General features: G+C 67.9%; 10 protein-coding genes. 6 read left to right on the top strand and 4 right to left on the bottom strand.

The features are described from left to right. Positions 1 to 17 precede the first annotated feature (17 nt). A complete protein-coding gene (locus I4U41_RS15410; protein WP_206862042.1) occupies positions 18 to 884 on the bottom strand; it encodes a CHAD domain-containing protein in 867 nt (288 codons plus the stop codon). A gap of 55 nt (positions 885 to 939) precedes the next feature. Between I4U41_RS15410 and mutM the strand changes: the two genes are divergently transcribed. From mutM to I4U41_RS15380, 6 genes are all read left to right on the top strand, one after another. Then, positions 940 to 1,767 (top strand): bifunctional DNA-formamidopyrimidine glycosylase/DNA-(apurinic or apyrimidinic site) lyase, encoded by an 828-nt coding sequence (gene mutM, locus I4U41_RS15405; protein WP_206862041.1) that lies wholly within the window; start codon positions 940 to 942, stop codon positions 1,765 to 1,767. A 150-nt stretch (positions 1,768 to 1,917) separates the two neighbouring features. Next, positions 1,918 to 2,478, top strand: coding sequence for an ECF-type sigma factor (locus tag I4U41_RS15400; protein WP_115844418.1), 561 nt, complete (start codon positions 1,918 to 1,920; stop codon positions 2,476 to 2,478). 116 nt (positions 2,479 to 2,594) lie between these two features. Beyond that, the gene (locus tag I4U41_RS15395; protein WP_206862040.1) at positions 2,595 to 5,423 is read left to right on the top strand and encodes a serine/threonine-protein kinase; all 2,829 of its coding nucleotides are present in this window, start codon (positions 2,595 to 2,597) and stop codon (positions 5,421 to 5,423) included. 97 nt (positions 5,424 to 5,520) lie between these two features. Next, positions 5,521 to 8,010, top strand: a complete 2,490-nt coding sequence (locus tag I4U41_RS15390) for a type VI secretion system Vgr family protein (protein ID WP_206862039.1) — start codon at positions 5,521 to 5,523, stop codon at positions 8,008 to 8,010. Beyond that, positions 7,994 to 10,135, top strand: coding sequence for a T6SS effector phospholipase Tle3 domain-containing protein (locus I4U41_RS15385; protein WP_206862038.1), 2,142 nt, complete (start codon positions 7,994 to 7,996; stop codon positions 10,133 to 10,135). Before I4U41_RS15390 ends, I4U41_RS15385 begins: the two co-directional genes overlap by 17 nt. Beyond that, positions 10,128 to 11,678 carry a type VI lipase adapter Tla3 domain-containing protein gene (locus I4U41_RS15380; RefSeq protein ID WP_206862037.1) on the top strand — a complete coding sequence of 517 codons (1,551 nt, stop codon included), beginning with the start codon at positions 10,128 to 10,130 and terminating at the stop codon, positions 11,676 to 11,678. The genes I4U41_RS15385 and I4U41_RS15380 overlap by 8 nt, the downstream gene beginning before the upstream one ends. 111 nt (positions 11,679 to 11,789) lie before the next feature. Here I4U41_RS15380 and I4U41_RS15375 read toward each other — a convergent pair whose 3' ends face one another. From I4U41_RS15375 to I4U41_RS15365, 3 genes are all read right to left on the bottom strand, one after another. Next, positions 11,790 to 12,152, bottom strand: a complete 363-nt coding sequence (locus I4U41_RS15375; RefSeq protein WP_206862036.1) for a cupin domain-containing protein — start codon at positions 12,150 to 12,152, stop codon at positions 11,790 to 11,792. Positions 12,153 to 12,342: 190 nt separating this feature from the next. Continuing rightward, positions 12,343 to 13,659 (bottom strand): peptidase MATCAP family protein, encoded by a 1,317-nt coding sequence (locus tag I4U41_RS15370; protein WP_206862035.1) that lies wholly within the window; start codon positions 13,657 to 13,659, stop codon positions 12,343 to 12,345. Positions 13,660 to 14,124: 465 nt separating this feature from the next. Continuing rightward, on the bottom strand, positions 14,125 to 15,156 hold the full coding sequence (locus I4U41_RS15365; protein ID WP_206862135.1) for a LacI family DNA-binding transcriptional regulator: 1,032 nt from the start codon (positions 15,154 to 15,156) through the stop codon (positions 14,125 to 14,127). Positions 15,157 to 15,221 lie beyond the last annotated feature (65 nt).

The following is a 15,221-nucleotide window of genomic DNA, read 5'->3' as shown; positions in this document are numbered from 1 at the left end:
TTGTGTGATGGGGTCGTTCAGTCCGTCGTGCAAGCGTCGCGGCGTTCAGCCACGTGACGCGCGATGCGCCGGCGCGCGCGCTGCAACGCCGGTTGCGCGCGCTCGCGCAGCGAGTGGCGATCGTCCTTGCTGAACGGGGAATCGCGGCGGCAATGGTCCAGCAGCAGGGCGAGGTCCTGCGCCTGCCCGAGGCGATGGGTGGTCTGCCGGTCGAAACGGTCCGAATCAGGCGGAACCGGCATGCCGACGGCCTCCAGCGCGCGGCGCTGGTGCGCGGCACGGCGGGCCCGGCGACGCCAGCGGTGCCAGTCCTCGTCCTCCCCGCTTTCGCAGGCGCGCAGGCGCGCTTCGTGCGAACGCAGGTCGCCGTCGGCGATCGCCATGCGCAGGCCGGCGGGCGTGGATCGCGTCCAGTCCAGCGCGGGCAGCGCGGCGCCGAGGACGTCGAGCATCGCGCGCCGCGCGTGCAGGCCCGGGTCCGAACGCGTGGCCGCTCCGCCGATGCGCGCACGCGCGGCGATGGCGGCCTCGCGGGCGCGCTGCAGCACCTTGCGCGTGTCGTCCTTGCGTTCGCGGGCGAGCAGCCGGTCGAGCACCTCGACCAGCGCGTGCGCGTCGCGCAGGAACGACAGGCTGCGATTGAGCGTGCGCAGTTCGCGATCGATCAGCCCCCCGCCGGGCCCGAGCAGGCCGTCGCCCAGCGCGAGGATGGCCCGCGCGCGGCGGATCGCCTTGCGCGCCTGGTGGACGCCTTCGTGAAGGTCGGGATCGGCCAGCGATTCGCGTGCGCTTTCCAGTTCGGCGCACGCGAGAGCGCACAGCGCCGGCCCCGGCACCGCCGGAGGCGTCGCGGACGCCTTGTCGAGCGCACTTGCCGCACCCATCCATCGGACTCCGGTCGCAGGCGGACAGCACGCAACCGATAGTACCCTCGCCCCGATGCCCGAACTTCCCGAAGTCGAAACCACCCGTCGCGGCCTCGCGCCGCACGTCGAAGGCCGTCGCGTGACCGGCGTCGTCCTGCGCCGGCCGGACCTGCGCTGGCCGATTCCCTACGAGGTCGTGAGCCTGCTCCCCGGCCAGCGCGTGCAGGCGGTGCGCCGTCGCGCCAAATACCTGCTGCTGGACACCGCGGCCGGCAGCGCGCTGCTGCACCTGGGCATGTCCGGCAGCCTGCGCGTGCTGCCCGCCGACACGCCGGTGCGCGCGCACGACCATGTCGACATCGAGCTCGATGCCACCGGTCGACAAGGCGCGCGCGTGCTGCGATTCAACGACCCGCGCCGCTTCGGCTGCCTGCTGTGGCAGCCGCCGGGCGAAACCCACGAACTGCTCGCCGGGCTGGGCCCGGAACCGCTTTCGGACGAGTTCGACGGCGATTACCTGTTCGCCCTGAGCCGAGGCCGCAACGCACCCGTGAAGACTTTCCTGATGGACCAGCGGGTGGTTGTCGGCGTCGGCAACATCTACGCGGCCGAGGCGCTGTTCGCCGCGGGAATCTCGCCGCTGCGCGCTGCCGGCAAGGTCTCGCGCGAGCGCTACCAGCGACTCGCCGACGAGATCCGCCGCGTCCTGGGCCACGCCATCGAACGCGGCGGAACCACGCTGCGGGACTTCCTGGCCCCGGACGGCGCGCCGGGCTACTTCGAGCAGGAACTCTCCGCCTACGGCCGCGGCGGCGAACCCTGCCCGCGTTGCGGACGGCTGCTGAAACAGGCGTCGATCGGCCAGCGCACCACGGTCTGGTGCGGCCATTGCCAGAAGTAGGTCGGACTCGACAGCGGTTCCGGACGGGCATTCCGACAGGAGCCTGTCGGAAAAAACTGAGGGTATTTCGAGTGAAATCCTGACGCGACTATTTCGTGGTGACAGTCACGGAAAAGCGTATAGTCCGGAGCACTGCGCACGGGGCTGCCCATGGCCGATACCGCCGATATCACGCTGCTGCTGGATGCCGCACGGGAAGGGGACCGTGGCGCCCTGGATCGCGTCCTGGCGACGCTCTACCAGGAACTGCACACGATGGCGCGCCGGCAGCTTGCCGGCCAGCATGGCCAGACGCTCGACGCGACCGCGCTGGTGCACGAGGCCTACCTCAAGCTGATCGGCCGCCGCGAGGCGCAGTTCGACGATCGCGCGCATTTCTTCGCCTATGCCGCCTCCGCCATGCGCAGCGTGGTGGTCGATTACGCGCGGCAACGCCTGGCGCAGAAGCGCGGCGGCGACCTGCATCGGGTGACGGAGCTTCCCGACGACGTCGAGGGCGGCCTGCGCCTGGACGAGGACACGCTCGGCCTCGACACCGCGCTGACCAAGCTCGCTGCCGTCGATCCGCGACTGGCGCAGGTGGTGGAACTTCGTTATTTCGCCGGACTGTCGGAACTGGAAATCGCCGCGCTGCTGGAACGTTCCGAGCGCAGCATCCGCCGCGACTGGCAGAAGGCGCGGTTGTTTCTGCTGGCATCCCTGAAGGAGTAACGGCGGGGAACGAGTGCGGAGGAACGTGAAACGAGTAAGTGCGCCTGCGCCGGCAGTGCCCCGGTTCGTGATTCCCCGATCGTCTCCCGCTCCTCGTTTCTAGTTCCTGAGCCCCCATGGATCCCGAGCGCTGGCAACGCATCTCCCCGCTGCTCGACGCGCTCTTCGAACTGGAGCCGCCGGCGCGCGAGCTGCGCCTGGCGCAATTGCGCGATGAGGATCCGGCGCTCGCCGATGAGCTGCAGACGCTCATCACGCTCGACGAAAGCCACGAGGATTTCCTTTCCGAACCGCTGATCCCGCCGCTGTCGGCGCTGCGCGCCGGCGGCGAGGTCGGACCGTATCGCCTGGAGCGCCTGCTCGGCGAAGGCGGCATGGGCCAGGTGTGGCTGGCCGCGCGCGCCGATGGTCTTTACCAGCGCCGCGTCGCGCTGAAACTGCTGCGCCCGGGCCTGGCCGACAGCAACCTGCGCCTGCGCTTCTCGCGCGAACGGCAGATCCTCGCGCGCCTCGCGCATCCGCACATCGCGCGCCTGCTCGATGCGGGCATCAGCAGCGACGGACTGCCCTATCTCGCGCTGGAGTACGTCGAAGGCGAACCGATCACCGATTACTGCCGCAACCACCTGCTGCCGCTCGAGCACCGGTTGCGCATGTTCCACCAGATCTGCGACGCGGTGAGCCACGCGCACGCGAACCTCATCGTGCATCGCGATCTCAAGCCGTCGAACATCCTGGTGACGCCCAGCGGCGACGTGCGGCTGCTGGATTTCGGCATCGCCAAGCTGCTCGATTCCGATGCGCCGATGATCGAGCAGACGCGCACCGGCGTGCGCGCGTTCACCCTGCACTACGCCGCGCCCGAACAGGTGCGCGGCGAGCCGGTCACGACGATGACCGACGTGTACGCGCTGGGCGTGGTGCTGTTCGAACTGCTCACCGACACCAAGCCGTATCGCCTCAAACGACAGACCGACGCGGAGTGGGAGGAGGCGATCCTCGCCGCCGATCCGCAGCGGCCTTCGCAGACCGTGCTGCGTAGCGCGGAGGACGCCGGCGCCGACGTGCACGCGCTGCGGCGTCAGGCGCGCATGCTCGCCGGCGACCTCGACAACATCGTGCTGAAGACGTTGTCCAAGCGCCCGGAACAACGCTATCCGTCGGTGGAGGCGCTCGCGCTCGATCTCAGCCGCTACGAAGCCGGGCGCCCCGTGCAGGCGCGTCCGCAGAACGTGGGCTACCGTTTCGGCAAATACCTCCGCCGGCATCGCTGGTCATTGGCGACCGGCGCGCTGGTGGCGATCGTGCTGAGCGCGGCGCTGGCGATCGTCGCCTGGCAGGCGCGCCAGGCGGTGGCCGAAGCGGGTCGCGCGCAGGCGATGCAGGACTTCATGGTCGGCGTGTTCGAAAGCGCGCGCGGCACGCCCGAAGGCCAGGCGCTCGACCTGCGCGGGCTGCTCGACGGCTCGCTCGAACGCGGCAATCGCGAACTCGCGCTACAGCCGCGCGCACGCGCGGAACTGCTGGGCGTGATCGCGCGGCTGCGCATCGGCCTGGGCGATTACCGCGAAGCGCTGGCGCTGCTGAACCGCCAGGCGGTGATCCTGGACACCGCCGCGGACGTGCCGGTGAGCCTGCAACTGGAATCGCTGACGCAACGCGGACAGGCGCTGCGCCTGCTCGGCGAGGCGCGGCAGTGCATCGGCCTGATGCAGCCCGCGCTGGCGACGGCGCGTCGCGAACAGGCGCAACTGCCGCCGCAGGTGAGCGAGTTCTACTCGCAGCTCGGCCGCTGCCGCCGCGACAACGGCGAGCGCCAGGGCGCGCGCCAGCTGTTCGAACGCTCGCTTGCGTTGCGGCGCGATGATCGCGACGACGTGGGCACCGTCGAGAACCTCATCGATCTTGCGAACCTGCAGGCCGACGCCGGTCAGTCGGGCGCGGCGTTGCAGGGCTACGAGCAGGCGCGCGATCAGCTTCAGCAGAAGGTCGGCGCGCGGCATGCGCTGATGGTGGAGATCGGATCGCGCATGGCGTCGCTGCGCCAGGGCCTGGGCCAGACCGACACCGCCGAACGCTCCGCCGCGGACGCCTTCGCGCTGGCACTGGAGGTGTACGGCGCGCAGCATCCGGCCACCCTTTCGCTGCGCCGCCAGCTCGCCGGCCTGCACATCGAACAGGGCCGCTACGCGCAGGCCGAGCGCGAACTGCGCGAGGCGATCGCCATGCAGAAGCGGCGCGTGGGAGTCGAAGGCGATCCGGGCGAGGCGCGACGCGGCGCCAGCGAACTGGGACGACTGGAGCGGCAACTCGGTCGGGTCGCGTGGGAACGCGGCAACGTCGCCATGGCGCTGGCGTCGATGCAGCGCGCGGTGACGCTCGCGCGCCGCGAAGGCGATGAGATGCGGCTGGCCGACGCGTTGTTCGACCAGGCACGCCTGCTGCATGCGAGCGGGCGCGATCGCGCCGCGCTCACCTCGATCGGCGAGGCGCGCGAACTCCGCATCGCGCAGTTCGGACCGCGCCATGCGCTGGTCGGCGACAGCGACCGGCTGCTGGGGCAGATCGAACTGTCGCTCGGCCAACACGACCAGGGCATGGCGCACCTCGCGCAGGCGGTCACGCTCACCCGCAGCGGTTATGGCAGCACGCATCCGAACACGCGCGAGGCGGAACTCGCCCTCGCCCGCGCGCAGGCGCTGGACGGCGACGATGGCGCGCTGACGCGGCTCGACGCACTCGCCGGCCTGTCGCACAGCGACCTCGACCTGCGCCGCACCGCGTGGCGCGCGCAGGCCTATGCCGCGCAGCTGCGCTGCCACGGACCCGATCGCGATCCGGCAATGGCGCGGCTGGACACCTTGCAGGAACAGCTGCGGGACGCACAGCCGGACGGCGGGGCGATTCCGCGGGAAGTGGCGGCGATCGTGCGCGGGTGTGGGTGATCTCGTCCGAGCGGCGCGAGTCGCGGGAAAATGTCGCCTCGACTATTGAATCAAGGCAGCCGACCTTGCGGACTTCATCGCAAGGAACGGGGTGTGCATGGCTGCTCAATCCGAAATCCGATTCCGATTCGAAGTTCCTGGCGGGCCCGTATTTGACGTCGTCCGGTTCGAACTGAGAGAAGGGCTTTCCGAACCATTCCGTCTGGAACTGGAGCTGTCCAGCGCGGATTCCGACATTGATCTGGATTCGCTGCTTGATGTCGACGCGACCTTTACGATCGAGCGGGACGACATGGCCGTGCGGGCGCTTCACGGAAGCGTGTCGTTGTTCGAGCAGTGCGTGGCCGGATTCAGACGCACGCGCTACCGCGTAGTCGTCGAACCGTCTCTGGCGAGGCTGCGCCTATGGCATGGCAGCCGCATTCATCAGCAACTTTCCGTTCCGGACATTCTCAAGATCCGGTTGAAGGACCGCGGCCAACAGGGTCGCTTCGTGGCGTCGCGATCGCACGAAGTGCGCGAGTACTGCATTCAACACCGCGAGACGGACTTCGCGTTCTTTGCCCGACTCGCAGCCGAGGAGGGCTTCGTCTTCTTCTTCGACGCTTGCGCGCAGTCGCAGCTGGTGCTGACCGATTCACTGTTGGCGGCTCCGCGACTCCCCGATCCGGACGATATCGGCAAGGTGGTGTACCAACCCCAGGCCGGTGGCGATGCGCCCGAACCAAGGCTGTGGCAGTTCGCGCTTCGTCGGGAACTTGCGCCGACGCAGGTCACCCAACGCGACAATACATTCAGGAATCCGGACTACTCGCTGGAACACGCCAGCATCGCGCGCGATGCGATCGGCCGGTACGAACACTACGATTTCCCCGGAAGATACAAGCGCGATCAATCGGGAAAACCCTTTACCGCGACGAAGCTGCAACAGCTTCGCACCGGTGCAACCATCGCCACGCTCGCGGGCGACGATGCGCGTCTCTGGCCCGGGCTCGCGTTCCTGCTGGAAGGACACCCGGGCGACGCGCTCAATCGCGACTGGCGCGTCATCGCCATGCGCCACTCCGGCCGGCAGGACGTCTCGCAGGAAGAGGACGGCGCGCAAGCGAACCAGGGAACGTATTACGAGTACACCGCCGAGGCCGTCCCCGGCCACATGGAATGGCGCCCTCCTGCATTGCCGCGCCCGGTGATGGACGGGGTACAGATCGCCCACGTTGTCGGCGAAAAAGGGGAGGAGATCTACCCGGACGAGCACGGCCGCGTGAAAGTCTGGTTCCCGTGGGATCGGCAAGCGCCCATGGAGAACAGCTCGTGCTGGATCCGCGTCTCGGAGAACTGGGCGGGGGCCGGCTTTGGTACGTTGTTCCTGCCCCGGGTGGGCCAGGAAGTCATCGTCGACTTTGTGAACGGCGATCCTGATCAGCCGATCGTAACCGGACGCACGTTTCATGCCGCCAATCGGCCACCCCTTGCCCTGCCTGGCCTCAAGACGGTCAGTACGATTCGCAGTCGCGAACACAAGGGCAGCGGTCATAACGAGCTGCTGATCGACGACACGAGCGGCGAATTGAAGGCACAACTGCACAGCAGCCACGGCGCGACGCAGTTGAACATCGGCAATCTCACCCACGCGCGAACACCCGACGGGCGTGGTGAGCCACGCGGCGAAGGCTTCGAGCTGCGCAGCGATCAGGCCGGAGCGCTGCGCGCCAGCTCGCTGCTGTTCAGCGCCTATGCGCGTGAACTCGCCCGAGGCCGTCAGCTCGACGTATCCGAGCTGCTGGACCTCCTGCACAAGTTCAACGAAAACGTTGCCGCCCTGTTGGATACGGCCGCACAACATCAGGCACCCGCCGCCGATCACTCGGCCCGATCAACGGCACTGGATGCGATACGACAGCTCGGTGCAGGTGCCAACGATCGGCCCGGGGAAGCCGGCGCCAAGGCGATCATCGCGCTCGGCGCTCCCGACGGCATCGTCGCGGGCACTCCGCAAACCATGCTGCTTGCCGCCGGTGAGAACATCGAGGTCTCCGCTCAGCACGACATGAGTGCGACGGCCAGTCAGCGCATTCGCATCACGGCAGGTCACGGCATCAGCCAGTTCGCCTACGACGGCGGCATCGCCCAGATCGCCCACCGCGACGACATCGACTTTCAGGCGCAACACGGCCACCTGCGCGCGCAGGCGGCCGAGAACATGCAGCTGGGCGCGAAGCACGTGGTCGTCCACGGCGCCGAGCGTCTGACGTTCATGTGCGGTGGCGCCTACCTGACCATGTCGGGCGGCAACATCGAGTTGGGATGCCCGGGCAAGTTCACCGTCAAGGCCGACGTCGATCGTACCGGCCCGGCATCGCTGGAAGAGGCGCTCGCCTCGTTCGGCCATGTGGACACCGCCGGCCGATTCGGCCTGGTCACGCCGGATGGAACGCAGCCCATCCCCGATCGGCGATTCCGGATCACGCTGGACGACGGTGCAGTCATGGAGGGCCGCACCGACGCGCAAGGATTGACGCCACTGCTGCAACGCGACGCGCTGCGCATCGCACAACTGGAGGTGTTCGATGACGAAGCCGAATGACGCCGCACCGGTGGCGACCGCGAAGCTGTGCACGCTCCCGGGCGGCACCACGGTGAAAGTACCGCTGCCGCTGCCCAAGCCGGGCATCGTGATCCTCATCCATGGCGTCAACGACGTCGGCGAAGCCTACGTTGAGCAGGAGAAGGGCCTCTGCCAGGGGCTTGGCGAACGGCTCGATCGGCAGTATCCCGGCATCCAGCTGCGCCCGGCGCAGTACCGTGTGCCCACCGCGAAGGACCGCGACGCGAGCGATCCCGACGCGGTGTACTTCCGGCGCGACCACACGAAGGGCGAGGTCAACAGTCCGGTCATTCCGTTCTATTGGGGATTTCGCGAAGAAGAAGGCGGCTACACCGACAAGAGCGGTCGATTCATTCCATGGATCGACAGAAGGCAGCGCCACGGCGAATACCTCGACCGCTACGGGAATCGCCTGGACAAGGACGGCGCCAAGAACGGTGGGCCGTTCGCCAACGCCACCACGACCGTGCCCGACATGTGGCAGCCCGGATTCAGCGGGAAGATGGGCCCGACGCCGATTTCGTCGAAGCACGTCAGCCCCGGCGCCACCCGTCCTCTGCTGCAGGCTCCATCGCGGCACTACATGGTGCTCGCGGCGCAGCGCCTTGCGATGCTGGTCCGCATGGTGCGCGGCAAATCGCCGGACGACACGATCAACGTCGTCGCACACAGCCAGGGCTGCCTGATCACCCTGCTCGCCAACGCCTTCCTGGAGGAGTCCGGCGACCGCCCCATCGATACGCTGGTGATGAATCATCCGCCCTACGGCTTGTTCGAAACGTTCGCCGAGGGCATGGAGCTGGGCCAGTTGCAGCAGACGACGCCTGCCCGGCTCGCCACGTTGCAGAACATCGTGCGCTTCATGACGGGCACGCAGCATTCACAGCCCGCCTTCGCGCGGCTGGGCGGACCGGGCTGCGCGAAGGGCGTCGTCGCGGGCGGCCAATGGCAACCCAACGCCGCCGTCAAACGCGTCGAGGGCAGGCCGGTGCCGTTCGTGGAGCGCGACAACCGCGGCAAGGTGTACCTGTACTTCTGTCCCGACGATCAGACCGTCGCCTTGTTCAACGTCCAGGGCATCGGCTGGCAGGGCGTACCGGACGAAGTCCAGGCGCTGGATGCCGCCGCGTACCAGCGGTGGGAGCAGGCGCGGCTCTACGGAACGGCGCCGCCGGCGGCGGAGTCCTACGCCCGCAAGGTGTCGGCCTTGCCGACGCTGGGCGAGCGCTTCCGCCAGCGCTGCTTCACCCGCCGCGTGCGCGACGGCCGTCCGCTGCTGGTCGGGGCGCCACCCGGCCCTTACGTGCTGGAAACCTGGAACGAGAACGCCTGGACCGGCACCACGCTGACCGCAACGGACAAGGCCGGTCGCGGCGGCTTCTGGTCCGGCCAGCAGGTGCGCATCACCGGCGAAGCACTGTCGCCGCCGCTCAAACCGCACCTCGGGCCGGCGTGGCAGGAACTCTCGCCGATCGACGCCTCCATCGCCATCACACAGGATCTGAAGCCGGAAGAGACCCCGGAACAGGGCCGTCGACGCTGGATGGACACGCAGGGCACCGACGACAACAAGAACTCCTTCCACTCCAGCATCGTCGCCAATGCGCAGCACAGCCGCTATGTCACCGCATACGACCTGGCGATCGGGCAGGCGAAGGCGATCGATGATCCGGTGTATCACCTGTATTTGTGTCTGGTGGCGGATTGGAGGACGGATTGGCACACGCGAAACGAACTAGATGAAAGGGCGGATCTTTCCATTACCGAAAGGAATCTGTACATCGCGGCCTTCGATCTGCGATCAAAAGAGTCCCAACAGGCTCGCGCGCTGATCGACGCAAACTTCGGCTACCGGAAGACGGGGCAGCTACCCGAGAAATGGGCCAAGTGCGATCTACCACCACTGGTGGTGAGCCAGACGCTCGCCGATCGCGCGGGCGGCCACGAACCGTTCACCGGCGACACGCGTCGTGCCACGACCGAGAAACACGCCGCTGACGAGCAGGCCCGCCTGGCCGCCCTACGGGAACAACACGATGCCCGCATCGCGGCTGACAACGCCGCGATCGACCACTTGCTGCGTGGAGGTTCAGGCGATGCGTGAGTCTCTGCGGCTGCTGTGGTTACTGCTGCTCTGCCTGGCCGCGTGCACCCCGGCCAGTTCCATGAACGACGACCAGCGTGCATGGCTGGCTGCGGCAGAGCGATGGAAACCCGATCCGCTGGCTTTCGATCGTGCATCGCCGCGCCCATCCGACTACGACCCTAAGCAATTGCCCAATGACTTCGCCGGCCTGAGCCACGCTTGGCCCGGCGCGCCGCGCCCCCCGCGCATTCCCGAGGCCCCACACATGAGTGCACAAGAACGGTTGACCACGTTGGACATTGTCGGCGTGGGCTTGTCGGTGGAGATGTTCCGGCAGGGCGACGTCTGGAATGAGGTCAAGAAGGCGCAGGTCTTTCATCAGAACGTGCTACCTCCGAATGAGGATCCCCGATGGGAGTACGCAGGCGGACCCGGAGTGGCAGAAAAGCGAAATGCCGACACCTTGGAGATGGCGCTATACGACATGGTCGAAGCATGGCCAATTCCGGCAGTAATGGTGTTTTCGCAGGAACAGATAAACCCGGAATCCGCGGGCTACAAGTACCGGCAAGCCAATTTTCCCAACGCAGACGCGGAATACCTAGATGGGTTGCGCATGCCCGCCGGCCTGCACTGGAGCAAGATCAGCCAGATCGGCACGGTGTACAGCAACACACCCGATGAAGTCGTCGAGGGCATCTTCCGGACGTTCGAGCGGCATCCCGACATGCCCGTGTTGCTCGTGTTTGCCAGTGGCGGCATCGCACCTACCCAGTCGTATGCCGCCCTGCTCCTCGCCCGTCGCGAACGCGTCGAATGGCTGCGCCCGTTCGTGCCTTACGTTCACATCAACTCGGAGCCGTTGAATCCGCTCTTCAACGGTTGGCGTGTGCCGCCGCCGCGTCCATTCAAGCCGACCCCTTCCTTTTCCGAACCGTGGACGCACAGGCAGTTCAAGCAATGGGACGAGATGCCCACTCTCGCGACGCTGCACCGCCCTGTCGTCGCGCGGCGCGTTGATGAACACGACAAGCCGCTCAGGCAACGCGAGCAGCAGGCCGCCTTGGAGCAAGCCTGGGCCACGATGGTCCAGACCGCCGCACCCGCACGCGTGTTCTTCGACGCCGGCCGTCCGGGCGCAGGCATGGCGGAGCTGGCACCGGTGCTGCGGCAGGCCGGCAGTCCGCTGGATCTGACCGAACCCGACGAGGGCATCGACGTGACCGCGCGCCTGGGCGACACCGGCACCGCCGCACCCTTCGTCGCCTTGGCATTAGCGACCATGGCCACCGCCGAATCCGGCTCGCCCAGTGCCATCATCCCGCTGCGACGAAAGGACGAAGCGAGCTTCTTCCTGATCACACCCGCGCAGGCGCAACCCGAAGGCCACTTCGAACCGAAACTGCGCCCGCAGCAGTCCACCGAACCCGACTTGCCCCGCAAGCGTGAAGCCGAAGTGTCGCGCGAGCCCATGATCTATCCGGATCGCCGCCTCATCGATGGCGAACTAGATCCGATCAGGATGCTGGGCGCTGGTAACGATGCCGATCCGGTCGCATAAGCGCAGGAAGGCGCTCGCAATTCCACCTTCGCGGAATGGCGAGGCGAACGCCGTCTGGGAACACGCAAGCGCAGCGACGAAGGCGTCCCTGCCTTCGCTTTGCCACCGCGGTTACTTCTTCAGCTCGATCACCAGCGTGCGCACCGGCTTGTCGCCCGCGTTCAGCGTGTCGTGCGTGGTCGGTGCGCTCCACGCGACCTCGCCCGCCTTGCGCGTCAGCGTCTTCGATTCGCCGTCGGCGCCGGTCTGCCGCGCGGTGCCGTCGGTGAGGAACACGACGAGCTGGTCGGTCTTGTGCTCGTGCTTGCCGGTGCTGGCGCCGACGGGCATGTTCAGTTCGATGACGCGCACATCGGCGTTGTCCAGCACGACCTTGGCGTTGCTGCCGGCGGTCTGCGCCAGGTCCTGGGCCGCGACGGTGCCGATGCACCCCGCGCAGGCGACGGCGCAGGCCATCGCGATCGGATGTTTCATGGCTGAGACTCCCTGCTCATTGCGGCGAGCGGGAACGTCCGGGCGTCAGGGCATGTCGCGGGGCAGGCCGGGCAGCATGTCGGTGGGTCGGTGCGCTCGCCAGCGGTGATCCCGACGTTGCGCTGCCCCGCGCGGGTCGGGTGGCCGCGCGGACGTGGAAGCAAACGCGGCACCGCACGCGGGCCGGCCGTCAGCCGATGCCCGATTCCTCGATGATCTCGTCCTCGAACTCGACGAAACGCTGCAGGTCCAGCCGGTCCAGCCGCAGCCGCTGGGTCGCCGTGGAGAACGCCATCGTCGCCAGGACCCGTTGCGGGTCGCGCGCCCATGGCGGCACGTACAGGGGCGGCGCGATCAGGCCGTTCTCGCGGTAAGGCGCCAGTTCGATCACGTCCGCCGTGGTCAGCCGCCCGGCGAACAGCATCGGCAGCAGTTCGCCGCGCCCTTCCTGCAGCGCCTTGCGCACGAACACGTGCACCAGCATCACGCCTTCCAGGTACGCACCGTCCTTGGTGAAGCACACGCGCCCGCGCACGTCGCCGCCGCGGAACACGCGCGCGGCGCTGCAGAAGCTTTCCTTCTCGCTCTGCCCGGCATCGAGGAAGCCCTTGAACACCTCGATGAAATCCGCGCCGTCCAGCGCCTGCTTCACCATCACCACGCGCAGCGCGATGCGGCGAAGGCGCGCGATGTCGAGCGCGCCGGTGACGATCTCGGAGAACGTCGCCAGCCCTTCCTGCACGCGCGTGGTGCGCGGCGCGCCGATGCCGAGCGAATGCACGTGCGGTTGATGAATCCCGTTGAGCAGGGTCGCGGTGTGGATGAAGGCTTCGTGCTCGACCAGCTGGTGCAGGTCGCGTTCGGAGAACATCGCGCTGGAGCGCAGCTTGATGCGACGGCTCCCGGCGGTGGCTTTCGACGGAAGCTCCGGATCGAGCACGACCTCGACATCGTCATGGTGGAAGAACGGCACGATGTGCTCGCGCAGCAGCCGCGCGAACTCGTCGGCGGGAATGTCGGCCGGCACGTCGGGCAGCAGGCGGCTGTCGATCAGTTCGTCGGTGATCGACAGCACTTCGCGCGCGCTGTCGACGTTGGTGATGTCCTGGCTGCGGTAGCGGTAATCGGGCCGCCCGTAGAGCAGCGCCGAGCAGCGGGTGAACTCCGGCGAACCGATCGCACCGAGCATCTGCGCGGCGACGTTGTAGCTCCACGCGGTCTTGTAGAGCCAGCGGCCGACGGGATGGCGGCGGTCGATCTCGCGCATCAGCGCACGCAGGCCGTCGAGGGTCGCGGACAGGTCGACCGGCTGCGTCGGCGGTTGGGGCAGTTCGGGCCGGCCCTGGCGCCACTGCTCGAGGAACTTCGTTTCCAGCGATGCGGGCCAGCCGATCGCCTTCAGCACGCAGACCTGGCGCCCCAGCGCGACCAGCGCGGCGTCCTGTTCCAGCAGCCGGGCGATCCCCGGCTCGTCCAGCACGGAAGCGAAGTGCGGATTCGCGTTCATGGTCGGCCCCGATCGATGCGCCCGGCTGGGTAGGAGAGCATCAGGATCGTTTCGGTGCCGTGAGGTTACCCGCCGCCACGAAGTCCTCACCGTTCGGGTAACGGAGCGTCAGGAGCAAAACCACAGCGCCTTGCTGCACTGCTGGTTCGCCGCGCTCACGCCGTTGCCGCAGCTCTTGTAGCCCGGGTAAGCGGAGCGCACCCGGGGTGCTTTCGGCGTTGACGCGCTTCGTCCCGGGTGCGGCCTTCGGCCTTACCCGGGCTGCAAATGCGCGTGATGCGGCCTCGCACGATGCAGCCAGCCGCCGCCATTCCTTCTTCGCCCCCGCTTGTCTTTGCCGCCCCTTCGTATCAGGACGATGCCGATGAATACGCGGTACTTATCGCGTGGCGAAGGGCTGATCGACTCGCGGCGCTGTCGCCCCTCGCCCCCACCCACTCTCCCCCAGGGAAAGAGGCTTGGCCCTCACGCCTTCGGCCGCGGCGGCGCCGTCGATCCCCGCACCACCAGCTCCGGGCTGAACCCCTCGTTCGGCACCGGCTTCGGCGCGTGTTCGCGGATTTCCTGCAGCAGCCGGTGCGCCGCGTGGCGCGCGATGTCCTGCGTCGCCTGCTTGGCCGTGGTCAGCGCCGGCCAGCTCTGCTTCGAGAACGGGCTGTCCTCGAAGCCGGCGATCGACAGGTCGTAGGGCACGTTCATGCCGCTGGACTTGGCCGCCGCCAGCACGCCGGCGGCGATCTCGTCGTTGCTGCCGAAGATCGCGGTCGGGCGGTCGGGCAGTGCGAGCAGGCGGCGCGCGCCGCGGAAACCGTCGTCGAAGGAGTAATCGCCCTCGACCACCAGCTCCGCATCGAGCGGGATGCCGTACTCGCGCAGCGCGTCCTCGTAGCCCTTGTAGCGCTCCCACGAGGAACCGTGCGACTTCCCGCCCCACAGGAAGCCGATGCGGCTGTGGCCGAGCTGGATCAGGTGCTCGGTGATGTCGTAAGCGGCGTCGCGGTCGTCGACGTAGACGCAGGCGCTGCCGTCCTGCGGATCGGCCGCCGCCGAGACGATGCGCACCAGGCGGATGCCGTGCGCGACCAGCTCGGTCACCAGTTCGTTGCGTTCCGACATCGGCGGCGCGAGGACGAGTCCGGCCAGGCGCGAATGCTGCACCAGCTCGATGAGCTCGCTGGCGAGGTTGGGCGAGGACGAATCGCAGGGATGGATCTGCAATCCGTAGCCGGTCTCGCGGCACACCGACAGCACGCCGTTCTGCACGGCGATGACGTAGTACGGGTTCGGGTTGTCGTAGACCAGCCCGAGCGCGTACGGCTGCGCGCTGCGCAGGCTGCGCGCGGATGGATCGGGCTGGTAGCCCAGCTCGGCGATCGCCTGCCGCACGCGTTCGCGCGTGCGTGCCTGCACGCTGGGTTCGTCGTTGATGACGCGAGAGACCGTCTTGAGCGACACCTCGGCGCGCTCGGCGACGTCTTTGATCGTGGGTCTGCGCACCGGAGCCTCGCGTGGTCCCGACTTCATGGCGATTCGATGGGAACGACTAGCCTAACCACCGCCAT

This window comes from Lysobacter changpingensis, from assembly GCF_017308985.1.
Classification (GTDB): Bacteria; Pseudomonadota; Gammaproteobacteria; order Xanthomonadales; family Xanthomonadaceae; genus Lysobacter_J; species Lysobacter_J changpingensis.
Note: the sequence above shows the minus strand (reverse complement) of the source record. Positions and strands in the feature narration are given on the sequence as shown.